Annotated in this window: 24 protein-coding genes and 2 pseudogenes; 4 read left to right on the plus strand and 22 right to left on the minus strand. The window is 62.6% G+C overall.

The features are described from left to right. Nucleotides 1-86 precede the first annotated feature (86 nt). A complete protein-coding gene (locus HV711_RS30905) occupies nucleotides 87-1,112 on the minus strand; it encodes a Sua5/YciO/YrdC/YwlC family protein (protein WP_082201561.1) in 1,026 nt (341 codons plus the stop codon). Nucleotides 1,113-1,329: 217 nt separating this feature from the next. On the opposite strand from HV711_RS30905, the gene HV711_RS30910 reads away from it, so the two are divergent. After that, complete coding sequence (locus HV711_RS30910) at nucleotides 1,330-2,385, plus strand: HoxN/HupN/NixA family nickel/cobalt transporter (protein ID WP_035483928.1); 1,056 nt, start codon at nucleotides 1,330-1,332, stop codon at nucleotides 2,383-2,385. 6 nt (nucleotides 2,386-2,391) lie between these two features. Here HV711_RS30910 and HV711_RS30915 read toward each other — a convergent pair whose 3' ends face one another. The 20 genes from HV711_RS30915 to HV711_RS33680 form a co-directional block, all read right to left on the minus strand. After that, nucleotides 2,392-3,807: an ATP-binding protein gene (locus tag HV711_RS30915; protein ID WP_035483926.1), complete on the minus strand. Its 1,416-nt coding sequence runs from the start codon at nucleotides 3,805-3,807 to the stop codon at nucleotides 2,392-2,394. A 2-nt stretch (nucleotides 3,808-3,809) separates the two neighbouring features. After that, nucleotides 3,810-5,267, minus strand: coding sequence for a nickel-dependent hydrogenase large subunit (locus HV711_RS30920; RefSeq protein WP_035483923.1), 1,458 nt, complete (start codon nucleotides 5,265-5,267; stop codon nucleotides 3,810-3,812). Between the two features lie 8 nt (nucleotides 5,268-5,275). Then, entirely contained in the window at nucleotides 5,276-6,292 is a 1,017-nt protein-coding gene (locus HV711_RS30925; RefSeq protein WP_279612677.1) for an NADH-quinone oxidoreductase subunit B family protein, read from the minus strand. 50 nt (nucleotides 6,293-6,342) lie between these two features. After that, nucleotides 6,343-7,788, minus strand: a complete 1,446-nt coding sequence (locus HV711_RS30930) for a sigma-54-dependent transcriptional regulator (protein WP_035483922.1) — start codon at nucleotides 7,786-7,788, stop codon at nucleotides 6,343-6,345. 87 nt (nucleotides 7,789-7,875) lie between these two features. Continuing rightward, nucleotides 7,876-8,940: a hydrogenase expression/formation protein HypE gene (gene hypE, locus HV711_RS30935; RefSeq protein ID WP_035483919.1), complete on the minus strand. Its 1,065-nt coding sequence runs from the start codon at nucleotides 8,938-8,940 to the stop codon at nucleotides 7,876-7,878. Further along, entirely contained in the window at nucleotides 8,937-10,076 is a 1,140-nt protein-coding gene (gene hypD / locus HV711_RS30940; protein WP_035483917.1) for a hydrogenase formation protein HypD, read from the minus strand. The genes hypE and hypD overlap by 4 nt, the downstream gene beginning before the upstream one ends. Then, nucleotides 10,073-10,354 (minus strand): HypC/HybG/HupF family hydrogenase formation chaperone, encoded by a 282-nt coding sequence (locus HV711_RS30945; RefSeq protein WP_051224668.1) that lies wholly within the window; start codon nucleotides 10,352-10,354, stop codon nucleotides 10,073-10,075. The genes hypD and HV711_RS30945 overlap by 4 nt, the downstream gene beginning before the upstream one ends. Further along, nucleotides 10,345-11,361, minus strand: coding sequence for a hydrogenase nickel incorporation protein HypB (hypB, locus tag HV711_RS30950; RefSeq protein WP_035483914.1), 1,017 nt, complete (start codon nucleotides 11,359-11,361; stop codon nucleotides 10,345-10,347). Before hypB ends, HV711_RS30945 begins: the two co-directional genes overlap by 10 nt. A 46-nt stretch (nucleotides 11,362-11,407) precedes the next feature. Further along, on the minus strand, nucleotides 11,408-11,752 hold the full coding sequence (locus HV711_RS30955) for a hydrogenase maturation nickel metallochaperone HypA/HybF (RefSeq protein WP_035483913.1): 345 nt from the start codon (nucleotides 11,750-11,752) through the stop codon (nucleotides 11,408-11,410). After that, a complete protein-coding gene (locus tag HV711_RS30960; protein ID WP_035483910.1) occupies nucleotides 11,745-12,878 on the minus strand; it encodes a nickel-dependent hydrogenase large subunit in 1,134 nt (377 codons plus the stop codon). Before HV711_RS30960 ends, HV711_RS30955 begins: the two co-directional genes overlap by 8 nt. Then, nucleotides 12,875-13,459, minus strand: a complete 585-nt coding sequence (gene hybE, locus HV711_RS30965) for a [NiFe]-hydrogenase assembly chaperone HybE (RefSeq protein ID WP_175145546.1) — start codon at nucleotides 13,457-13,459, stop codon at nucleotides 12,875-12,877. The genes HV711_RS30960 and hybE overlap by 4 nt, the downstream gene beginning before the upstream one ends. Nucleotides 13,460-13,488: 29 nt before the next feature. Beyond that, on the minus strand, nucleotides 13,489-13,716 hold the full coding sequence (locus tag HV711_RS30970) for a rubredoxin (protein ID WP_035483905.1): 228 nt from the start codon (nucleotides 13,714-13,716) through the stop codon (nucleotides 13,489-13,491). Next, the gene (locus HV711_RS30975) at nucleotides 13,713-14,546 is read right to left on the minus strand and encodes a hydrogenase expression/formation protein (RefSeq protein ID WP_035483900.1); all 834 of its coding nucleotides are present in this window, start codon (nucleotides 14,544-14,546) and stop codon (nucleotides 13,713-13,715) included. Before HV711_RS30975 ends, HV711_RS30970 begins: the two co-directional genes overlap by 4 nt. A 36-nt stretch (nucleotides 14,547-14,582) precedes the next feature. After that, entirely contained in the window at nucleotides 14,583-15,065 is a 483-nt protein-coding gene (locus HV711_RS30980; protein ID WP_035483898.1) for a thioredoxin domain-containing protein, read from the minus strand. Between the two features lie 25 nt (nucleotides 15,066-15,090). Continuing rightward, a complete protein-coding gene (locus HV711_RS30985; protein WP_035483895.1) occupies nucleotides 15,091-15,396 on the minus strand; it encodes a HypC/HybG/HupF family hydrogenase formation chaperone in 306 nt (101 codons plus the stop codon). 10 nt (nucleotides 15,397-15,406) lie between these two features. Beyond that, entirely contained in the window at nucleotides 15,407-16,069 is a 663-nt protein-coding gene (locus tag HV711_RS30990; RefSeq protein ID WP_035483890.1) for a HyaD/HybD family hydrogenase maturation endopeptidase, read from the minus strand. A gap of 14 nt (nucleotides 16,070-16,083) precedes the next feature. After that, complete coding sequence (gene cybH / locus HV711_RS30995) at nucleotides 16,084-16,809, minus strand: Ni/Fe-hydrogenase, b-type cytochrome subunit (RefSeq protein ID WP_035483887.1); 726 nt, start codon at nucleotides 16,807-16,809, stop codon at nucleotides 16,084-16,086. A 122-nt stretch (nucleotides 16,810-16,931) separates the two neighbouring features. Continuing rightward, entirely contained in the window at nucleotides 16,932-18,788 is a 1,857-nt protein-coding gene (locus HV711_RS31000; protein ID WP_035483886.1) for a nickel-dependent hydrogenase large subunit, read from the minus strand. A gap of 53 nt (nucleotides 18,789-18,841) precedes the next feature. After that, entirely contained in the window at nucleotides 18,842-19,933 is a 1,092-nt protein-coding gene (locus tag HV711_RS31005) for a hydrogenase small subunit (protein WP_035483934.1), read from the minus strand. Nucleotides 19,934-20,269: 336 nt separating this feature from the next. After that, nucleotides 20,270-20,632, minus strand: coding sequence for an LpxL/LpxP family acyltransferase (locus HV711_RS33680; protein ID WP_437342719.1), 363 nt, complete (start codon nucleotides 20,630-20,632; stop codon nucleotides 20,270-20,272). A 119-nt stretch (nucleotides 20,633-20,751) separates the two neighbouring features. Here HV711_RS33680 and HV711_RS33685 point away from each other — a divergent pair. From HV711_RS33685 to HV711_RS31020, 3 genes and pseudogenes are all read left to right on the plus strand, one after another. Next, nucleotides 20,752-20,899, plus strand: a pseudogene (locus HV711_RS33685) (IS256 family transposase); the annotation flags it as partial. A gap of 77 nt (nucleotides 20,900-20,976) precedes the next feature. Then, nucleotides 20,977-22,704: a methyl-accepting chemotaxis protein gene (locus HV711_RS31015; protein WP_279612676.1), complete on the plus strand. Its 1,728-nt coding sequence runs from the start codon at nucleotides 20,977-20,979 to the stop codon at nucleotides 22,702-22,704. Between the two features lie 76 nt (nucleotides 22,705-22,780). After that, nucleotides 22,781-23,803 carry an IS110 family RNA-guided transposase gene (locus HV711_RS31020; RefSeq protein ID WP_095423739.1) on the plus strand — a complete coding sequence of 341 codons (1,023 nt, stop codon included), beginning with the start codon at nucleotides 22,781-22,783 and terminating at the stop codon, nucleotides 23,801-23,803. 37 nt (nucleotides 23,804-23,840) lie between these two features. On the opposite strand, the pseudogene HV711_RS31025 reads toward HV711_RS31020, so the two are convergent. Continuing rightward, nucleotides 23,841-23,941, minus strand: a pseudogene (locus tag HV711_RS31025) (IS5/IS1182 family transposase); the annotation flags it as partial.

Consider the following 23,941-nt stretch of genomic DNA (forward strand, 5'->3'; position numbering starts at 1 on the left):
CGGTTCTCCTTGGTTCCCTGTTCGGGAGGTTGGTCCTGGAAACCCGATTCTCTCGGATTCCACTGGCGAACCGCCGCCTTCAACCTTCAACTACGCCTGGGACATTGCCCCAGTACCGGCAATGCCGGATCGCCTAGCAGCAACTCGTGCAGCGGCGCCGAAGGCAGCATGAATCCCAGATTCGGATTGCGCGGGGCAATATTGTCGGCAAGATCGCCGCCATCGAGCTTGCGCAGCAGCACGATCGGCCGGCCAGTCGAGGTCAGCCATCGTGCTTCGTCCTCGCTACAACTGGCATACTCGCGCACTGCATTCACGCTTGAAACCATCAGCGCGAACGGCTTCGACGGACGCCTCTTGCGTTCGCGCAAACGTGCCACTGCCGCGCGGTTGCGCGCATCCACAACCAGATGGAAACCGCCGACGCTCTTGACCGCGACCGTCAGCCCCGCGCCTAGCGCCTCGAGCGTAGCGACCATGGCTTCATCCCCCTCCGCCAGGCGGCCGTCTGCATCGTGCAAGGCGAGCTGCGGGCCGCATACCGGACAGGCATTGGGCTGTGCATGGAAACGCCGATTAGACGGATCGTTGTATTCAGCCTCGCACGTTGCACACATCTGAAAATCGCGCATCGTCGTATTCGCGCGATCATACGGAATCGCATCGATCAACGAATAGCGCGGCCCGCAATTCGTGCAGTTGATGAATGGATAGCGATAGCGCCGGTTGGCCGGATCGCGCATCTCGGCAAGACACGCATCGCACATGCAGGAATCGATCGGCATCAGCGCCAGCCGGCTGCCACTGTACTTGCTTTCGCGAATCGCGAAGCTTTCGGCATCATCGAGCAATGGCGTCACGGCCTCAGACTGCAAGGACGTGATCCGGGCCAGCGGTGGCAACTCCGATTGCAGCGCGGCGACAAAATCAGACAGTACGTGTGCAGCACCTTCGACTTCCAGCAATACGCCGTCGGGATCGTTCAACACCCAGCCGCATAGGCGCCGCGTCGTTGCCAGCCGATACACGAACGGGCGGAAGCCGACGCCCTGCACCACGCCGGTTACACGGATCCGCAGTCGCGCGGAATGATCCGGAGCTGCGTTCAGCATTCAGGCAACCACTTTACGGGCGCGTCCGCACAATACTGGCGATGATCGTGACGTAATGCGCTGCATGACTCCTCCTGCATTTGACGTGGCGATGGTATCGCATCACTTTTGAACATGATGTTTTTTTATAACGTGTAATATAATCAAAATGACCTCGCTGCAACACGGCGGCTAAAGTGATAAACCTTACGCATACCGAAACAGTTGGAGACCAGCCGTGACTGACCTGATCAAGGCATTGTTTGGGAACGCATCAGGCTCGTTGCGGCAAAAGATCGGCGGCCTCTATGCACTGCTGATCGCATTCAATGTCGGTGCCTGGCTTTGGGCGTTCGCCGCATTTCACCACTACCCGCTGCTGATGGGCACCAGCCTGCTGGCCTGGTCATTCGGTTTGCGACATGCAGTCGACGCCGATCACATCGCTGCCATCGACAACGTCACGCGCAAGCTCATGCAAGCCGGAAAACGCCCGACCACGGCCGGACTGTTTTTCTCGCTCGGCCACTCGACGATCGTCGTGCTCGCCTCGGTTGGCATCGCCGCCACTGCGCTGGCCATGAAGAGTCGCATGGCTGGCTTCCAGGAGATTGGCGTCGTCATCGGCACCCTCGTATCGACCTTCTTCCTGTTCGCGATTGCCGTGATGAACCTGCTGATTCTGGCGTCGACGGTCCGCGCCTTCGGCCGGGTCCGGCGCGGCGAACCCTATAACGACGAAGATCTCGATCTGCTCCTGGCCAATCGAGGCTTCCTGTCGCGCATCGTCAAGCCGCTGTTCCACCTGATCACACGCAGTTGGCACATGTATCTGCTCGGCTTCCTGTTCGCGCTCGGCTTCGACACCGCAACCGAGGTCGGACTGCTCGGCATTTCTGCTGCAAGTGCCGCGCAAGGCCTGCCGATCTGGTCGATCCTTGTGTTTCCCGTGCTGTTCACAGCAGGCATGACGCTGACCGACACGACCGTCAGCATCCTGATGCTGGGCGCGTATGGCTGGGCCTTCGTCAAACCGGTCCGCAAGCTTTACTACAACATCACGATTACCACCATTTCGGTCGTGGTTGCGCTTATCGTCGGCGGCATCGAAGGCCTCGGTCTGATCGGCGACCAGTTGCAACTCTCCGGCCGGTTCTGGGATCTGATCGGCAGCCTCAACGACAACTTCGGCATGATCGGCTATGTGATCATCGGGGTATTCGTCGTCATCTGGCTATGCTCGGCCGCCGTGTACCGCTGGAAACGCTTCGACGAACCGGACGTTAGTTCGTAACCGCTCCTACTGCTTGCCCGGCTCGCGCAAATCGCGCGAGTCGCTGTCCGCCAGAGGCAGCTCGAGCAAGAATTCGCCGCCGCCGTCCGGATGGTTGCGCGCCGCTAGATGGCCGCCATGCCGCTCGACGATCCCGTAGCTGATCGACAGCCCGAGCCCGGTACCCTTGCCGACTGGCTTGGTGCTAAAAAACGGATCGAACACGTGGGCCAGATGTTCATCGGCGATACCGGGGCCGTTATCGTGAAAGCTCAGCACCACGCGACCATCGGCGTGCTGCGCGCGAATCGCCAGCATCGGCGCACGCACGTTCTTGCACGAGGCAGCATCGTAGGCATTCTGGATCAGATTCATGATGACCTGCAGCATCTGCCCGCTGCTACCCATCACATAACACGCAGGCAGCAACTCGCACTGCACGTCGAACGCCGGCGCGGTGCCGCGCGTGACCCACAGGACCGCGCGCTCGATCACGTCGTTCAGATCGAAGCGCCGGTGTTCGTCACGGTCGACCGCCGAGAAGCGCTTGAGCCCCTGCACAACATCGGCGGTACGTTGCGCGCCTTGCAGCGTCGCATCGATCAGCGAAGGCAGGTCCTCAAGGATATGGTCGATCCGCAGGTCACGGCGTTGCTGCTCGAGCGCGGCCGCGTCATGGCCCTCCTGCAGCGCTTCCACATGGATCGCCAGGCGTTCGCTATAGCGTTTCAGCGCGTGCAGATTGCCGAGCACGAAACTGATCGGGTTATTCAGCTCGTGAGCAATACCTGCCACTAGTCGCCCCATCGAAGCAAGCTTTTCTGCATGCAGCAGCTGCTGCTGGGTCTGTTTCAATTCCTCGTGGGCTTCGCGCAGCTGATGGTAAGCCGCCTTGAGCTCGCCCATCGGCCGCCCCACGAATACATAACCGACGCATCTGCCACGCGGTCCGAGACGCGGCGTGCAGCTGACCTCGGCAGGTACCGCCCTGCCCGCCGCATCGGCGAGGTTCAGCTCGACCACATGGCCCGCCGCGGTTCGCGCGCCGCTCCCGATCACACTGCGTACCTTCGCGGCGCTCTGATCATCGGCCAGCAGCGTGTAGATCGATTGACCCCGCAATTGCTTGTCTGCCATCTGCACCAATTGGCACAATGCATCGTTGGTCTGCTGGATCTCGCCCTTGCAATTGCACGCGATCAGGACGTCCGACATCGACGACAGCACGCTGAAGATGAACTGCTGCGATTGCTCGAGTTCGCTGTTCTTCTCCTCGAGCGCAATTTCATCGCGCACCAACTGCGCATAGACCTCGTCCATCTTATGGATCACGCCAAGCCAGGCCGTATCGTCGATACCTTCGGGCTCGGCCGGCACCATGGCGCCCAGGTCGCTGGCGGCATGCTTAGGAGGGTGCCGGTTAGCGGCTCGCTTGTTTGGCATGGTCAATGCACCGTGCAGACCATGCACGGGTCGAACGAGCGCACCACGTGCTGAACGGCGACCGGCACCGTTTCGTTCGCGCCAACCGGCACACCTTCGAGCGCCCCCTCAAGCGCACCTGGCCGCCCCGCATCATCGCGCGGGGAGAAGTTCCAGGAAGTCGGCGCGACGATCTGATAGTTTTCGATGCGGCCATCGCGCACCGTGAGCCAATGGCCGAGGCTGCCGCGAGCCGCCTCGGTAAGCCCTGCGCCGATGCCACGTTCGGGCAGGTCCACTGGCAGCCAGTATGGTTCGCCGGGTTGCAAGGCCTGAATCCAGCTCTCCATCAATGGCACCACTCTCGCGAGTTCGAGCAGCCGAGCAAGCACCCGCGTGTACACCGTACCGCCGCAACGCGTCACCGCATCCCGGATCAACGGATGTGCGTCGGCAAGCTGACGGGCCAGCGCTCCGGTTTCGACCACCTCGCCGGCCAGCCGCGGCGCCTTGTTCCAGGTGTAGGCACCGGGTTTGTCGGGCTCGGGTATCGTCAGCCCGTCGGCCGGATGTCTGGCGGTTCCGTCGCCCGTGAGCCAGGTATGGGTCACATCCTCGCGGATCGCGGCAGGATCGAATGCATCGAGGCGCGTCTGCGCGCTGCGCCACACCCCGCGTGCAAAATGAAACCCGCCGCCGGCCCGCGGATAGGCACCGTACGACAGATAAACGCCGGGCCCCCGGCCCAGCCGGTCGAGCCCGAGATCCTGCACGATGGCAAGAAAGCGGCGCACATCGCCATCGGCTGGCGCGCAGTCATGCCAGGCCCACAGTTCGGCTTCGCGGTTCAGACCGGCAAACTGCTCAAGCGGCGCGGCAAACAGGGTCTTCTCGAGAAACCGGCGGAATTCCCGGATACTGGCCAGCAGCCGGATCTGCTCAGCCGGCTCGATCGCGCGCGACGAACCGCCCGGCTGTACCGACTCGGTATGCGGCCACTTACCGCCGAGCGTGCCCATCAAGGTGAACCAGCGCTGACGCGCCGCGATCGCGAGCCGCTGATGCCCTCCATGTTGCGCGGCCAGATGTTCAACGGCATCGGCATGCCAGCGCCGCCCGGCATAGACCGGACGCGTGAAATCGGGCATGAAGAACAGATAGAAATGCGACAGGTGGTCGGCCAGGTTTTCGGTCGCCGCCATCAGGTTGATCGCGAGCATACCGTTATCGGGCGGGGTGACACCGCACAATTCGGCCAGCGCGCGACTCGCGGCGACCGACTGCGATACCGAGCAGATACCGCACACGCGCGGCGCATAGACCAGCGCATCGAACGGATGACGCCCCTGCAGGATCTGTTCGAAACCCCGATACATGGTTGCGTTCACGCGCGCAGAACTGACCTGGCCGTCGCTGACCTCGAGCTGAACCTCGAGGTCGCCCTCGACCCGGTTGAACGGCCCCACCACCAGACGCGTCATCTGCGCTCCTACCTGAGCCGGCTTTTGCGGACCGCCGGCGCAATCACCGCATGATCCGAAGTCGCGTTCATCTTCACGCGCTTCGGCGTGGCGGATTTCGACAACGACGCAAGCGCGACGAACCATGCCTTCGGCATATCGGTCGGCAGACCGATCGGGATACCCGCTACCTTGGGCGTTTCATGAAACGGATGCCCGGGTTCCTCGAAGCCGGGTTCGGTACAGCTGATGCACGCATACCCGCCACGCGTGCACGAGCCGGCACCGTTCCACAGACGCGTATTGCAATCCGCATGCGCCTGGGTTCCCTTGCAGCCCATGTTTTCCATCATGCAACCGAGATCGGACGGCTTTTCGGCACTCGCCTTGAATTCGTAGTATTCGTTGCGCGTGCAACCATGATGGACGAGATAGTCCGCATAGAAACGCGGGCGGCCCAGCGTATCGAGCCCGTTCCGGTCCAGCAGGCCGGCCGACAACAGCATCAGCGTATCGATGACCCAGCCCGGATGGGTCGGACATCCGGCGACATTGATCACCGGCAGTCCGCCCCGGCCGCGGAACTCCACGCCGAGCAGCCCGCCCGGCTCGTCACCGTCGTATTGCAGGCCGCATGCATCGGTAGGATTGGAGCCGCCGGCAGTCACACCGCCAAATGCCGCGCAGGTGCCAATTGCCACGGTATGGTGCGCGACTGCAGCAAGACGGCGTACCCAGTCGATCATCGGCACGTCAGTACCGGCCAGCAGATGGAAGCGTCCGGTTCCGTTCGGACCGCGCAGCATCGAGCCCTCGATGCACAGCACGTCAAGCGGGATCTCCCCGCTCACGCAACGATCGAGCACCTGCAGCAACTCGGTACCGCTTTCGAGCGACACGGACGGATGCCACAGCAGACTCACGCCGGCGCCATCGAGTGCCCCGTAAAAGTCCACCGTATCGGCACAGAGCAGCGACATGCTGCAGCCTCCGCAGCCGCCGGACTGCAGCCACAGGACATTCAGCGTACGGGACGACGGTGGCACCGCGAGGTGCCCAGCATTATCGATGCGGTCCGCGTCATGACAGGCAGCAGTCATTTCTCCTCCAGGCGAAAACGCAGCAGCTTTTGTCGCAGCCCGACGCGCGACAGCCCGAGCTCCTGCGCGGCCCGGGTCTTGTTCCATCGGTGGCGCAACAAGGCTTCCTTCAGCACCACGGCCTCGATCGCATCGAGCCGCTCCTGCAGCGTGCCGGTTGCCGGTATGCCATGATTCATGCCCGGCACCGTCTGGCCCACCTGGCCATACTGCACCTTGCGCGAAAAGGCGGTGCTCCGGATACAGTCGTCTTCGCTGAGCACCACCGCGCGGTAGATTTCATTGCGCAACTCGCGGATGTTGCCGGGCCACGGATAGGTCACCAGCGTGCTCAATGCATCCGCCGAGAATGTCAACGCTTCACGGCCCAGATCGCGCGCGGCCTGCTCGAGCAAACGCGCGGCGATCGCCGGCAGATCGCCCGGACGCTCGCGCAGCGGCGGCATGGCCAACGTGATGCCGGCCAGCCGGTAGTATAGATCTTCACGAAAACGGCCTTCACGGACCGCCGTTTCCAGATCGCGATGGGTCGCCGCGATCAAGCGCACGTCGACCTGCAGGGTCCGGGTCGATCCCACCGGCCGGACCTCGCCCTCCTGCAACACACGCAGCAGCTTGACCTGCAGGGCCGGCGACGTGTCGCCGATCTCGTCGAGAAAGACCGTGCCACCGTCGGCGCGCTGGAACAGGCCGATATGATCTTCGTACGCCCCCGTGAACGCCCCGCGCTTGTGACCGAACAACTCCGATTCGATCAGGGGGTCCGCAATGGATGCGAGGTTTTCCACGACAAAGGCCTGGTCTGCGCGCGGGCTCGCATAATGGATCGCGCGCGCGAGCAGTTCCTTGCCGGTACCGGATTCGCCCTGCACCAGGACCGGCAGATCGTAGCGGGCCACCCGCGCGGCGACCTCGCAGACCGGATCGACCGGACTGCCCGGCGCGCGCACGATGCGTTCGAAACTGAATTCGTCTCGCACCCGCGCCATCTTCTCGCTACGGCGCTGCAGCAGCACGCTCGGGCTCGAGCGCAGTTCCAGATCGAGCCGCTGCAGATCGCCGCGCAGACCCTGCGTGTCGACGGCCTGACGGATCGTGGCCAGCAGATGATCCGGCGCCCACGGCTTCTGGATGTAGCAATAGATGCCGGCATCGTTGATACCTGCGATCACGTCTTCGAGATCGGTGTACCCGGAGATGATGATGCGCACGATATGCGGCCAGCGCTCGCGTACCTGCTTGAGAAACTCGACCCCTGTCAGGTCCGGCATGCGCTGGTCGCACAGGACCACCGATACCGACCGCTGGTCGAGTATCTCCTTCGCCCTGTCTGCCGAACTGGCCGTCAGGATCGGAAATGTCTCTTCCAGTGTGCGCCGGATCGCATCGAGCGAGTGGACCTCGTCGTCAACCACCAGAACGGCTGGCTGCATGTTGGGCATGTGCGGACTATTAATGTTGCTAGTGCTATTGCTGCTGCAATTGTCGAGGGCTGTTCCAACCGAAGTACACTTTGCGTCGGTACGAGACTAGCAGATGCGCGGCAGTTGCTCGCCCGAAAGCCAGTCGACCATGCGCGTGCCGCCGAACTTCGTTTTCATCTGCACGAAGCAGTTAGGGTCTTCGGTCACGATACCGATCCGCTGCGCGCGCGTACCCAGCGGGTGGGCGCGCATGACCCCGACCAGGCGTGCGGCATCGTCGGCCGCGCAGATCGCGACCAGCTTGCCCTCGTTCGCGACATAGAGCGGGTCCAGGCCAAGCAGCTCGCAGGCCGCCTCGACCTCGGGCAAGATCGGAATCGCGGCTTCATCGAGTGTCATGCCGACGCCGGACTGCGAGGCGATTTCGTTAAGCGTGGTCGCGAGCCCGCCGCGGGTCGGATCGCGCAGCACCCGTACGCCGGGAACGGCAGCCAGCATGGCCGCGACGAGCCCGTGCAGCGCGGCGCTGTCGGAGCGAATCTCGCTGTCGAATTCGAGCGATTCGCGCTTCGACATGATCGCCATGCCATGTTCGCCGATGCTGCCCGACACGATGATCGCGTCGCCGGGCCGGGCAGCAGCACCATCCACGTGGATGTCGGGCGCTACAACACCGACGCCGGTGGTGGTGATGAACACCCCGTCGCCCTTGCCCTGCTCGACAACCTTGGTATCGCCCGTGATGACTGGCACGCCGGCCGCGCGCGCCGCGGCCGCCATCGAATGCACGATACGCTTGAGCTCGGCGAGCTCTAAGCCTTCCTCGATGATGAAGCTCGCGGCCAGGTACAGCGGTTGCGCGCCGGACATGGCCACGTCGTTTATCGTGCCGTGCACCGACAGACTGCCGATATCGCCGCCCGGGAAAAACAGTGGCGACACAACATGCGCATCCGTCGACATCACCATGCGCGCGCCCGCAGGCACTCCGAATGCGGCCTGATCATTGCCTTGTCGTAACCAGTCGTTATCGAACGCCGCGACAAACAACTCCTCGATCAGCTGCGCGGAAGCTCGCCCGCCCGCGCCATGCCCCATTTCGACACGGCCCTGCTTCAGATTCAGCGGCCGGACATAGCCGCCGGGACGATCGTTACGCTTGTCGCTCATGCCACCACCACCGGGATGTCCCTGAAGCGGCCAAACGAATAATGTGCGGCGCAAGCGCCTTCGCTGGACACCATGCACGAACCCATCGGATTCTCCGGGGTACAGACCGTACCAAACAACTTGCAGTCGACCGGCTTCTTCACGCCGCGCAAGATCGCGCCGCATTCGCAGGCCTTGTTGTCGGGCACCCGGCGATAGCTGAGATCGAAACGCCGTTCGGCATCGAACTGGCCGTATTCGGCGCGAATCCGCAATGCGCTGTGCGGAACCTCGCCGAGGCCACGCCATTCGAACGAATCGCGCAATTCGAAAACCTCGGACATCAGGTTCTGCGCATGCAGATTGCCGTCACGCGTCACGGCTCGGGTGAATTGGTTCTCGACTTCGGCCCGGCCACTGTTGACCTGCCTGATCAGCATCAGAATGGCCTGCATCACGTCGAGCGGCTCGAAGCCCGCGATCACGACCGGTTTTGCGTATTCGTGCGCGAAGCGTTCGTACGGTGCGGTACCGATCACGATACTCACGTGCGCCGGACCGACGAAGCCGTCGAGCGGCGCAAGGCCGAGCGCGCCCGTTTCGGGCGACTCGACGATGTGCGTGATCGCCGATGGCGTAAGGACATGGCAGCACAGCACGCTGAAATTGGTCACGCCGGCCGCCCGTGCATCGCGAATCACTATCGCGGTCGGGGGCGTGGTGGTTTCGAAACCGATCGCGAGGAACACAACTTCGCGATCGGCATGGCGCCGGGCCAGCTTCAGTGCATCTGCTGCCGAATAAACCATGCGGATATCGGCACCGAGCGCCTTGGCGCGGCTCAGGGACATGCCGGCCGACGCCGGCACCCGCATCGTATCGCCATAGGTACAGAGGATCACGTCGCGCTCGAGCGCGAGCTGCAATGCCAGGTCGATTCGGCCGACCGGCAGCACGCAGACCGGGCAACCCGGGCCATGAATCATGTTGACGTTATCGGGCAGCAGCCCGGCAATGCCATAGCGCGAGATCGCATGCGTATGACCGCCGCAAAACTCCATGAAGCTGTATTGCCGGTTTGCACCGGCATGTGCGCGAATCTGTGCCGCGATATGTTGCGCGATCTCGCCGTCGCGGAACTCGTCGATATATTTCATGCTGGGTTCGGCTGACGTGAAGATTCCAGTCCTGCCGAGCCGGCCCCTGAGGCCGGTTCGGTGATCCCGTCGATCTCGGCAAACATCTGCAACGTGCGCTCGGCCTCGGCCGGATCGATCTTGCCGATCGCATAACCGACATGCACGATCACGTAATCGCCGGGCCGGGTATCGGGCACAAGTCCCAGCGACACGGTCTTGCGCACCCCGTTCAGTTCGACCACACCCTGTTCGCCCGGCTGCAGTTCGAGTACCCGTGCAGGCAGGGCTAGGCACATGACGGACTCCGCTGTGCATCGCCCTGTTCGCGCAAATGCGCGAGTTCATGTTCGAGCGCCGCGATACGCTCGGCACGCAAGCGCGCTGCGACGTCGGCGTCGTTCCCTTGTATACCGGCGTGCACGGCCACGATCCAGTCGACCCATGCATCGAGCCCCTCGCCGGTCTGGGCCGACAGCTGCAGTACTTCGAGTTCGGGATTCACGCGTCGCGCGTAGTCGAGGCAGCGCTCGACGTCGAAGCGCACATGCGGCAGCAGATCCGTCTTGTTCAGGATCATCAGGCGCGCCGCCGCGAACATGTCGGGGTACTTCAGCGGCTTGTCCTCGCCCTCGGTCACCGACAGGATCACAACCTTTGCCGCTTCGCCGAGATCCCACATCGCAGGACACACTAGATTCCCGACGTTTTCGATAAACAACACGCTGCCATGATCATGATCCGCGTGAGGGTGATGTTCGTGGCTGTGGCTATGGTTGTGACCACCGTCATGATGATTGTGATGATGCGCGTCATGGGCACCCGCATGCAGCGGCAGTCTGTCGAATGCCTCGGCCACCATCTGCGCATCCAGATGACACCCCTTGCCGGTATTGACCTGAATCGCCGGCGCGCCCGAGTCACGGATCCGCTGCGCGTCCAGACTTGTCTGCTGATCGCCTTCGATCACGGCGACTGCCAGATCCGTGCGGCGCCGCAGGGCCTCGATCGTCGTGCACAGCAAGGTGGTCTTGCCCGCACCCGGACTCGACACAAGATTCAAGGCCATCACGCCATGTGCCTCGAAATGCCGGCGGTTGGCCGAGGCATAACGATTGTTCTCGCCGAGCACATCCTGCTCGACCCGGATCGCCCGCTCCTGGCTCATGCCGGGCACCGACACGCGGGCGGGTCCCTGACCGAAATGCAGAAGGTCCGACCCATGCTCATGCCCGCTTTCGCCTACAGTGTCAACAGCCTGCCCGGCGCCTTGCGCCCCCGTACCGCAACCGCATACGACACACATATCCCTCTCCTGTCGAATGATCCCGCCAGTGCGCTCGATGCGCGCACTAATCTTCTACCCGCATATCAATCACGCGTAACTCCGTACCTGCCCGAGCCTGCAATCGATAGCCACCGCAGTTCGGACAGCTGTCGCCGCGCTGCATGAGCGCCACCTCGATCTCGCAGGTCCAGCACCACGCCCGACCCGGGGCTTCGTCGATCAGAATCTCGGCCCCTTCAAGCAGAGTTCCCGGCGCGATCGCCTCAAGCGCGAAACGCAGCGCGCGCACATCGACCGCGCAGAACCGGCCCGCTTCAAGCCGCAGCTGCACCACAAGGCGGAAACGCTCGCGCTCGGCGGTCTGTTCGACCACCCTGAGAATACCACCGGCTAGGCCTACTTCATGCATCGCACACCTGCCGAACATCGTGAGCGTATTCGACCGTGTAGGCCACACAGGGATCGTAAGCCGCGACGAGCGCGCCGATGCGCTGCCGGTCAACGGCACCCTCAACGGGCCCAAGACCCTCGAGCGTGCGCGCGAGCGCCCCGCGCGGATGAAAATTCCATTCGGTCGGCGCGACGATCCGGTACCCGTCGATAACCGGCCCGTGCTGCGTCTCGCGCACGCGAACCCAGTGCAGCAACAGCCCGCGCGCCATCTCGCACCAGCCTAGTGCCTGCCCCGGCTCGATACGCAGTGCCCCGCATTGCAACGCTTCCGCAGACCGTGCCGGATCACGCGGCATCACCATCAAGCCGGCCAGCTCGGCAATACGCGCACCAAGACGCAACCATGCCGTATCGAACACGATGCCACGAACATTCGTACCGAGTCTCGTCCAACAACCGGTTTCGCATGCGACGTGATTCCAGACCGGCTCGCTTGCAAAGCTTGCGGATGCCTCGATCTCGCGAGCCAGTTCGCGCAGCGCTACGGGGTCCGCATGCACCGCCAAAGGCCGGGCCGCGCCGGTCAGCTGCGCATGCTCCCGGCATCGGGCCAGCAAGCGGGCCGGCCAGACATCGCTGCGCCGGCTCCATGCGTCGAGCCAGCCGCCCGGATCGTCCTGCCAGCCCGCGAGCCAGTTTCCGACTGTCGTACCGAGCATGCATTCCTCGACCCAGTGCCCCGCCGCCTCGTCGCGCGTGCCTGCCGGCTTCAACAGCGCACAGCGCGCCAGTTCGCTCAATCCGAATCCCGCCGCCATCACGGCGCTCGACGACGACAGGCGAATCGGCCAGTCCAGCCAGATCCGCCGGATATGCTCGCGTGCCGTTTCATCGGCCAGCCGCTCGGCGTGCTCGCCGCTTGCAGAGTCGGACAGACCGAGCGCTGCGTTCACCGCCAAGGTCGCACACACCCTGTGCGCCTCGCCGCATAGCGCATACAACTGCGGCAGCAGGCGCAGCGCGAACCCGGCCGGCTTGCCCGACAGGATGCGCTCGGCCAGCATCGGCCGCTGGCCCGAAATGGCCGGCACACAACCGGGATAAATCGCGAGCGAGCCGCTCAGCGCGCTTTGCATCGTCATGTCTTGATCCCTTCGGCCGCACTCAGTCCGCCGAACAGGAAGCGGCGCCGATCCAGCGGCGCACCAGCCATACGTGCCGGCGTTCGTTGGGGCGAGACATCCTGACGGTCCCGAGCCGTGCGCAGAACACGCAGAATTTCGACGGCTATCGCGCGCACATCGGCTTGACTCGCGAACTCGTCCATCGGCGAAACCAGCGAACACGACTCGAACGCGCCGAGACCGGATTGCCAGTTCGGCATGAAGTCGAATGTGTGTTCGCCAAAGGTCCGCGGACCGACCTGGTCAGGAGACACCGCCGGCACGCCGCCGTCTGCGCGACCGGCGACCGACGGCGACAGTGGCAGCCAGACCAGACTCATGAACCACGGCGTAGCGAGTATGCCCAGAGCATGACCTGCCTCGTCGGCTGCGCCGGCCACGCGTTCGAAGCCGATGGCCTCGACCGAAAGATTCGGATTCAGCACTGGCAAGCCCGCCATCCGCTCGTGGGCGATCGTCGTGAAGGCGTGTTCGAGCACAGCGACACGGGCGGCGAGTTGCGGGTCTGCCGCATCGCCGCCGGCCCTCTGCATAGACATGCCTTGCATGATCTCCTCCCGTACCACCGCTAGCGCAGCACCATGAACTGATCGGCGTCGCCATCGCAATTCGGACAGCGCCAATGCGGCGGGAGCGCCGAGAACGGCACGCCGGGCGGAATCTGCCAGACCGGATCGCCCACTGCCGGATCGTAAACCCACCAGCAGATCTTGCACTCGAGCTTCGTGGTCTCCGGCAGGCGCTCGAGATCGCCGCGGTAGCTGCCTTCGAAGCCGCTCGGAATGGATCCGCTCATGCCTGCTCCACCCAGCTCAGCACCTCGACGAGCCGCTCGTGCGAGTCGCGCAAATCGTCAGGTGCCGCGCGCACGACTTCCGGCAGATCCGTGACCTCGATCGTGTTCAGAATCATCGCATCTTCGGAATTGAAGTAAACCACGCGCCAGCAGCAACGCGTGCGGGTTGCGCTGATCCGGCAGTTTCCGTAGCCGCGCGACAGTACCGTTACATCGCCCTGGCCCAGCGTGCTGTCGAGAAAATCCACGTCGCGTCCGGACAGGGGCAGAAGCGTCAGATTCACCACGTGTGGCAACGCACCAGGTTGCCACACGTTTACCTGATCGTGTAGTTCCGTGAGTATCGACGGCGCATTCATCACTTCGTCGGGAATCGATTCCGGCATGCGCAGTTCCTGCGCCTCGTGCCGTGCCGCCTTGACCAGCACGCCGGGCGCATCGCCGACCTCGATATAATCCGCTGTACGCGTCACGACGTGCCACACCCCGGCGAAAACAGACTCCTGGATCAGAGCCTCGTACTCGCCCTCGACCCTCGCACCCACTTCGCCCTCGCCCAGTATCTGGTTGAGCAACCGATGATCGTCCGAGGCGAGTCTCGAGAGGTCGATCAACCGGTTCCGTGCGTCCGCAACGGTCTCGGCCAACGCATCGAGAATCGCGTGCAGCACGACCTTGGTCGGCGTATGACCGGCAAGATTCTCGGCGTCGGGCAGCACGGGCGGCCGGAAGGTATTCATGCCCCGAGGCATATGCATGTAATCGAGTGTGTCGTCTTCGATCTGCGAGCCGGGGCCCAGCGCGACGACCGGAATCGGAAATGGATTCATCTTGATGCGTTCCCAGGAATACCGCTCAATTGCCGCTCAATGACAGCCGGAGCCGCCACTCACCGTCACCACCGGAATCCCGACCGACGGCGGCCGCGAAGCAGGACGTTCGAAGATCGCCGTGAGCTGACTCACGTAATCGTCCCAGTCGAGCATGCCGGCCAGCTCCCCGAGGTAGCCGCCGTCGCGCACGCAGACCAGCGTCGGGCGGCGCCGCGCGCCGAAGCGCGCCGCGAGTGCCTCCTCGTGCTCGGCACGCACGATGCCGATCCGAAACTGCTGACCGCAGGCGGCCCGCAACTCGGGCAGCACCACGGCGACATCGAGCGACTCTGGAAAGCGTACCGGGTCGCCGGCAATCAGCAACACGCCGAAGCCCTCGGCGGCCAGCCAGGAGTCAATCGAAGCCGGGTCCACCCATTGCGCCTCGAACTGGTCGAGCAAACGGGCTATGAGCGGCGGCACGGCACCTGATGCAACCGGCAGCGGGGCGGCAAAGATCGCCGTTTCGTTTTGCATCAACCACTCCTCATGGGCTGAAGGTTCATCGGCCGACCAGCGCCGCGAGTTGCTCGGCCGTCATGGCCGATGGCAATGAAAACGCGGCTTCGCCCGCCGCTGCCGGCTGATCGGTCAGCGCGGCCTGCAGCAAATCGAGCGTTGCGTCTATCTCCGCCGCACGTGCGGCATCGATACGTTCGCGCGCCGAGTCGAGAAATACCAGCAACCAGTCCCCCGCGCGGCACTCGCCGACGAGGATGGTCGAGATGCGCCGCTGTCCGCCGCGCCCGAGACATAACGCGTTACCGGGCTCGACCGCCAGCACACGCATCGGAATGCCGATACACATTGAATGCCCTTTAACCGTGATGAGAGAAGAAACGCGCGTCGCCGGTCCGGCAAGCATCCTGCTCGGTCGGGCGTTCCGCCTCGTAACGCGTGATCGCGAGATGCTCGGTGGTCACGGCCTCATCCGGAGCGAGCGTGCCCGAACGCGGCACCGGTTCCGCGCCCCACTCGCACAGGACCTCGCAGGCACGTTCGATGGCGGGCTCCAGCGCAGCCTTCACGGCCGGACGCAGACTGCCGCCGTAATCGTCGAGCTCCTCGGGCTGACAGCCGACGAGCACCACGCGCTGCGGGTAGTGGCCGGTCAGCTCGGCCAGTTGCAGCACTTCCTGGAAACCGGTTTGATGGAGGCTCATCTTCTTCGCGCCGAGGAATTTCGGTACTTCCTCGTCCTCGATGATCCTCAGCGTGCCGGGTGCCAGACCATAATCGATCGCATCGAGAATCAGCAGTCGTTCGGCCGACTGCACGTACGAGATCAGATAAAGCCCCTGCGTTCCGCCGTCGACCAGCTGCACATGCGGGGCGAACGCGTAACGCTGTTGCAGCAGCTCGACACAACGGACCCCGAAGCCTTCATCGGCCCACAATACGTTACCGATACCGAGCACGATGATCGGTCCCGCTGCCTCGGTCGGTTGCGGTCGCGGATTCACGAATGGCTGGCTATGCATGACGTCCCTGCCGATTAGTCCTTGAGGGTCCGATAGCCGGAAACTATCGTGCTGACGACACTCTGCCGCCCCATGATGTCTTCGCGGATCGCCGCGTAGACGTGCAGGATCACGAATACGATGATCACCCACATCCCGAGGTGATGCCAGGTATGCACATCCTGCGGCTGGCCGAACAGCGGGATGACCCAACCGAACAGATGGTCTTCCCACGAGCCCGCCTGGGCGCCTTCGCTGTACAGTGCGAAGCCGGTCAGGATCATAAAGAACGAACTGAGCACGAAGATGAAGAACATCGCGAAACGCGCGAGCGGATTGTGTCCGGTATAGCGGTTCGGACGCTTCGAGATGAAGCCGTACCAGCGCAGCATCGAGGCAAGATCGCTCCAGTAGGCGCGCGTGAAGATCGGTACGTGAAACAGCTCGCGCGCATGCTTGTTGCCGACAAACGCCCAGTACACGCGCCCGAGCATGCCGATAGTGAAGATATATGCCGCCGAGAAGTGCGCGAAGCGGATATAGCCCATCATGAAATTGGCACTCGCCTCGCCCGGTCTGGTCGCGATCGGTGAACCGATGAAGTATCCGGTTACGGCAAGCACCACGATGGCGGCAGCATTGATCCAGTGCCAGATCCGGACCGGCGCCTGGTACACATACACAGCCGTGACCGCCTCTGCGGGGCCGCCATCCTGCCGCGCCTGATTGGCGCCGTGACCTGCCGGGACAGGTGTTGTCATGTCTTCGTCTCCTGAATGTAACGCCGTGACGTCAATATACCGACGCCCGTCGGACGGATCCGGTCGGGCGCGGCACCCTGAATGCTCGACCGGACATCGGACCGTAACCGTTCACACCGTGCCTATCGGACCTTGACCGTGGCGAGATCGCGGCCGTCCTCGCTCATCACGTGGGTCGAACAGGCGAGACACGGATCGAACGAATGCAGCGTACGCAGGATCTCTACCGGCTGTTCCGGATTGACCATCGGCGTATTAAGCAGCGATGCCTCGAATGCGCCGATCTGACCGCTCGGATCGCGCGGGCTGCCGTTCCACGTGGTCGGCACGACGCACTGGTAATTCTCGATACGGCCATCCTTGATGTGAATCCAGTGCCCGAGCGCGCCACGCGGTGCGGCCACCACGCCCACACCCTTGGCCTCGCTCGGCCAGGTCGACGGATCCCACTTGTCGACATTCGCGGTCGCGAGATCCCCGCCGCGCAGATTGTCGATCAGGTCGTTGTAGTCGTCGGCCATCATTTCGCCGGCGTACTGGCCTTCGAGTGCACGTGCCAGCGTGCGGCCGATGGTGGTCGGCAACAGCGTCTTGAGATCCAGATCGGTGGTAGGCAGAGCGAGCGCCTTCGGTAGCGCCGAGTTGATCATTTCCACCGAGTATTCAAGCTGCTCCTTCGGCCGCAGGCAATACTGATTGCCCGCCTTGGCATGCGCGTACGACAGGATGTAGCGCGACAGCGGACCGACTTCCATCGCGTGGCCGCGCCAGCGCGGCGACTTGATCCACGAGTATTTCTCGCTCTCGTCGATACGCTCGATTTGCGTCCGGGTACCCTGGGTATGCGCGCCGAGCACGTAGTTCGGCTCCGTCACGCCGTCCCACGGATGCAGGCCGCGCGATTCGTCTGCGTACTGATACCAGCTGTGCGCAACGAATTCCTGTACCTGCTCCGGATCGCGCGGATCGACCGGCAGCACCTCGTCCCAATTGCCGTTCAGGATCGCGCCGCCGGGCAGTTGATCGGTGCGCTTGTCGCCCGCCACCTTGGCATAGTCGCCATAGTCCATCACGTTGGTCGCCGACAGGCCACCGCCGTAAAGCCAGCCCGCCTGCTTGTACAGCGTGCCGATCGCAAGCACGTCTGGTACATAAACGTTCTTGTTGAACTCGATGATCTCGTCGATGCGTGCCTTGACGAAATTGAGCCGCTCCATGTTGATCGGCGCACCCGCGGCCAGATCGCCGTCCAGGTTGATCGCACACGGCACGCCGCCCACAAGATAGTTCGGGTGCGGATTCTTGCCGCCGAAGATCGTATGGATCTTGACCCACTCCTTTTGCAGATCGAGCGCCTCGAGATAATGCGTGACCGCCATCAGGTTCGCCTCGGGCGGCAGGACATAGGCCTTGGAGCCCCAGTACGCGTTGCTGAACGGGCCGAGCTGACCGCTCTCGACAAAGCGCTTGAGCCGGTTCTGGATATCGCGGAAGTAGCCCGGTGATGACAGTGGATGCTCCGGAGACACCAGTTGCTGCAGCTCCGAGGTACGCTTCGGATCCGCATTGAGCGCGGCCAGTACATCGACCCAGTCGAGGGCGTGCAGGTGATAGAAATGCACGGCGTGATCGTGCACCTGCAGCGTCTTGGCCATGATCGAGCGGATCAGATAGGCATTCTTCGGCACGCTGATGCCGAGCGCGTCTTCGACGGCCCGCACCGAAGCGAGCGCATGACAGCCCGTACACACGCCGCAAATACGTTCGACGAACGCCCAGGCATCGCGCGGGTCTCGCCCCTTCAGAATAACTTCCAGACCGCGCCACATGGTGCCGGTCGAGACGGCATTGCGGATCACATTGTTCGAATCGAGGTTGACTTCACAGCGCATGTGTCCTTCGATGCGCGTGACCGGATCAACCACGATCCGCCTACCACTGTCGTCCAGATTAAAGCCTTGCGTCGAGTAAGCTGGCATGCTGCTGATCTCGTGTATGGGGAAGTATCGGGTTTGTTGAATTGCTTGCGGAATCAATGATCGACCCTCGGATCGGGAGTCCGTTCGTCCTTGCGGGTCGACATGCGTTTGATCACCGATGCCGCGGCATGCGCAGCCACTGCTGCGCCGACCACACCGGCTGCGGTCCCGCCGACCTTGTCGGCATTCGCCTCGATGCCGAACTGATTGATGTTGGTCAGGCGGTCATAGAACGAACCCTTGTCCCAGAAGCCGTCTTCGGAGCAGCCGATGCAACCGTGTCCCGACTGGATCGGGAAACTCGTGCCGTCGTTCCAGCGCGTGGTCGAACACGCGTTATAGGTCGTCGGCCCCTTGCAGCCGACCTTGTACAGGCAGTAACCCTTGCGAGCCGACTCGTCGTCCCATGATTCGACGAACTGGCCCGCGTCGAAGTGCGGACGCCGATAGCACTTGTCGTGAATCCGCTGGCTGTAGAACATCTTCGGCCGGCCCTGGCGGTCCAGTTCCGGAATGCGGTCAAAAGTCAGCATGTAGGTAATGACACCGGTCATCACTTCCGCGATCGGCGGACAGCCTGGCACCTTGATGATCGGCTTGTCGGTGATGACCTTGTGTACCGGGGTGGCCTGGGTCGGATTCGGCTTGGCAGCCTGAACGCAGCCCCAGGATGCGCACGAGCCCCACGAGATGATGGCCTTCGCATCTGCGGACACGCGCTTGAGTTGCTCGACGAACGGACGGCCGCCGATGATGCAGCTCATGCCGTCCTGATTCAGAGGCGGATTGCCTTCGACCGCGAGAATGTAGTTACCCTTGTACTTCGTCATGACACGGTCGAGGATCGCCTCGGCCTGGTGGCCTGCCGACGCCATCAGGGTGTCGTCGTAGTCGAGCGAAATCATCGACAGCACAACGTCTTTTGCGAGCGGATGGGCCGAACGGATGAACGATTCCGAACAGCAGGTGCACTCAAGCCCATGGAGCCACAGCACCGGGGTACGCGGTTTCGTTTCCATGGCGTGTGCGATTCGCGGCACGAAGGCCGGACCCAGACCCAGGGAGGCGGCGGTCAACGAACAATATTTAAGGAAGCTGCGACGAGAGATGCCTTGCCGCCGCATCACCTCATAGAACGTTTCAATCACTGAACGTCTCCTGACTGTAGCTTATTGTGGGGAGTGCGTCGGGCCTCCGGTCCAGCAGCCGGTCGCGCAAACTCACCCGCCACTTAAGCAAATATCGCGCCATACAGCCGTTGGATGGCGAGGCATGGGCATGCCGGCCTTGCTGGGAATGGCTCCAGCATGTGATCGTGAAGTCTGTCCGCAGGCAGGGCTGCCCGGGATAATCGATAAATGATTTATCGATGTCTCGAACAAAGCGATAACGGAATGCCAACCTCGCTGCCATTCATCGTCCCTGACGTCGCGGGAACTGTCAGCGATGCCGCGATGGTTGCGAGCGCGACGCAGTGGGCATCAGTACACCGCAGCCACATCAGCCGGGAGATTCTTGAAAAGGCGATCTACCCAGTAATACTGGTCGGGCAATCGTTCGATTTCCTGTTCGAGAAACGCATTCATGCGGGTTGCGTCAGTGGCATCGTCGCCAGACGTGAAGTCCTTCAAGGGCTCGAAAATCATCTTGTAGCCCTCGTAGTCGGGCAGCACCTCAGTCACGAAAGGTACGACCCGAGCACGTCCGAGGCGCGCCAGACGGTTACGTCGCGCGCTGGAATAGGTTCGGCGTCGCGTGCTATTCAAGGTGAGACGATGAAATTCGTCGCGCGGCCGACGAGGAGAAGGCTGTCTTGAGCAACGCGCGACGGAACGGGACGCCAAACGGGGACCGTCGCGCGTACGGGCGGCAATGAGAAGCGGCCCCGGCGAGATGAACGCCGGGGCCGAAGGTCAGAACGGATCGTCAAGCGGATCCTCGTCGAGTGGTGGAACGTCGTCGGGTGACCGAAGCAACCCTGACGAAGAAGAGCAAGACCGAAGGCACCGAAGTTGTTCCCCGATGAGCTGATCGATCAACTGCTGGCGCACGTGCAGAACAAGGATGCGGAGTCGATTCTCGGCGAGAGTGGTCTGGCTACCTCGGTGAGATAGATGTTACTGAGCAGCGGCGAAATCACCCCGCCCTGCGCCTCAAGATCTGGTGGCAGATGCCGTTATCTGGTCAAGTGGGCGCGCAGGCTTCGCGCAAGGCCTGCCGCGAATCGGCCGCCGGCCTGTCATGCACTATTCGTGGGAACTTCATGAAACTGTCCAATCTTCGTGTCGCGCACAAGCTTTATCTGGGCTTTGGCGTGGTGGTCGCCATCCTGGCCGTGCTCGGCGTGCTGTTCTATTCGTTTTTTTCAGCCGTTACGGCCGCCAATGCATGGAACGTTCACAGCTATCAGGTGATTGACGCGAGCCGGGCCCTGGCAGAAAGCCTGATCAACATGGAAACCGGCGTGCGCGGTTATGCACTTACCGGAGACGACGCATTTCTCGAGCCGTTTCACCAGGGAAGCGATGCCTTCAGGCAGAATCTGGAGAAAGCTCAAGCGCTTACGAGCGATAATGCCGCGCAGCAGGAGCGACTTCGCAGGCTCGGGGCGCAGGAAGCGGCGTGGGTATCGGATTTTGCCGGGAAACTCATCGAGCAGCGCAGGACAGTGGACGCGGGCAATGTGCAGATGGACGCCTTCATCGCCTCGTTTCGCACCCACCCCGGCAAGCAGCGCATGGATTCCATGCGCGCGGTCATAGCCGAGGTCTCGAACGCTGAAGCGGTGCTGCTCTCCGCGCGCGCACAGGAGGTCGCCTCGCTCCAGGTCAGGACCCAGATCGCGCTCGTTGCGGGGGTGGTCGTGTCGGCCATTCTCGCCATGCTACTCGCCACGTGGATTGCGCGGCTCATCGCCCCGCCGCTTCGAGACGCCGTGGTCCTCGCCGAGGCGATCGCTCACGGCGATCTGACGCGCACGATCGACACACGCACGATCGATGAAGTGGGCGCACTGATGCGTGCGCTGGGAGATATGCAGGCGAAACTTGTGTCGATCGTATCTGGCATCAAGTCGTCGACGGATTCTATCGGCACCGCAGCCAAGGAAGTCGCCGCGGGCAATACTGATCTGTCATCGCGCACCGAGGAGCAGGCTGCATCGCTGGAAGAAACGGCGTCGTCGATGGAACAGCTCACTTCCACGGTCAGGCACAATGCGGAGAACGCCCGCCAGCGAAGTTCGCTCGCGGCGAATGCGTCCGAGGTTGCCGAAAAGGGTAACGCTGTGGTCAGTCGCGTAGTGGGCACGATGGGTCAGATCAACCAAAGCTCAGCGAAAATCGCCGAGATCACCAGCATCATTGAAGGGATCGCGTTCCAGACCAACATTCTCGCGTTGAACGCCGCCGTGGAAGCCGCACGCGCCGGCGAGCAAGGCCGGGGCTTCGCAGTCGTGGCCAGCGAGGTACGCAGCCTCGCGCAGCGCTCATCGAGCGCCGCCAGGGAAATCAAGGAACTGATCTCGACCTCCGTCGAGCAGATCCGGGAAGGAACCGCAGAGGTCGAGCAGGCCGGCAAAACCATGTCGGAGGTCACACAGGCCGTGAGGCGGGTTACGGATATCATGGGCGAAATTGCCGCTGCGTCGGAAGAGCAAAGCCGCGGCATCGAGCAGGTCAACCAGGCGGTGACGCAGATGGACCATGTGACCCAGCAGAATGCGGCACTCGTCGAACAGGCGGCGGCTGCAGCGCAGTCGCTCGAGGATCAGGGTCGGCATCTGGCCGAACTCGTGTCGGTGTTCCGCCTGAACGGTGCGCATGCGCCGAAGGCTGCGGAGAGCGCAAAGCGTCCGCTTCGGGACGAGATGGAATGGACACCGCCCTCCCTATATTGGGGAGGAGGACGTAATTGAGGGCCTCCAGAACCGAACGGCATCAATGTGCCAAAGTGGAGTTGCGACACAACCACTTGAGGAACGGAGGCCCCAAATGAATGCTACGACATACGGACTGGATGTTGCAAAGCGGGTGTTCCAGTTATATTGGGTCGACGCCCAAACCGGCGAGATTGCGAATCGGCGGTTCGGCCGCGATGATCTGATCGCGTTTCTTGCCCAGCGTCCCGCCGGGCGTGCCGCTCTTGAAGCATGCGGGAGCGCTCACTGGTGGGCACGTAAGATTCAGGCATTGGGACACGAGGTCGTGTTGTTGCATGCGCAGTTTATCCGGCCCTTTGTCCAAACGAACAAGACCGACGCGGCGGATGCTAAGGCGATATGGACTGCGGTTCAGCAACCTGGAAAGCGCACCGTCGCAGCGAAGACGGAAGACCAGCAAGCGATGCTGAGCCTGCACCGAATGCGCTCGCAACTCATCAAGTTTCGAACAATGCAGGTGAACCAGCTCCGTGGGTTTCTCTACGAGTTTGGCGTGACGTTTCGGACAGGACGTGCGGCAGGACTTGCCGAGGTAAGGCAACGCATGGCGGAATTGGAGGATGCACTTCCAGCATCGATCATGCTTAATCTGCAAGACCAGTTACGTCGCATTGACGCGTTCCAGGACGATATCGATCAACTCGAGAAGCGCATTGGTGCGTGGCAGAAACAGGAGATGGCGTGTCGCGCGATTTCCGACGTGCCCGGCATCGGCAGGCTAACCGCAACGGCCCTGGTCGCAACCATCGGAGACGCGAGGACCTTCAGGTCAGGACGTGAATTCGCTGCGTTCCTCGGTCTTGTCCCGAGACAAAGCGGTACGGGCGGCAAGATCCGATTGGGCTCCATCTCGAAGCGAGGTGACCCGTACCTGCGCACACTGCTGATTCATGGAGCCCGCTCGGTCCTGTGTCACACGAAGGTACCAACAGCGTGGCAGAAAGGAATTCAGGAGCGGCGGCCCGCCAATGTGGCAGCCGTCGCTCTGGCGAACAAGATCGCGCGAACGGCTTGGGCGATACTGGCCCATGACAGCAGTTACGAAGCGCACCACGTCAGCGTAAGACCAGCTTAACTGTATGATGACCTGCTCCCCGCGTTTAGAGACTGTTTCATAAAGGCTGTTCGGTGCGCTGAAGAGTGTTCCAGCAAATCAGGCAGCAACCGAGTTTGAGGAACGCGCCGTGAATGTCGGCACGACGCTCGAAGCGAA

Origin of the sequence: Paraburkholderia phenoliruptrix, from assembly GCF_902859825.1 — a bacterium.
Taxonomy (GTDB): domain Bacteria; phylum Pseudomonadota; class Gammaproteobacteria; order Burkholderiales; family Burkholderiaceae; genus Paraburkholderia; species Paraburkholderia phenoliruptrix.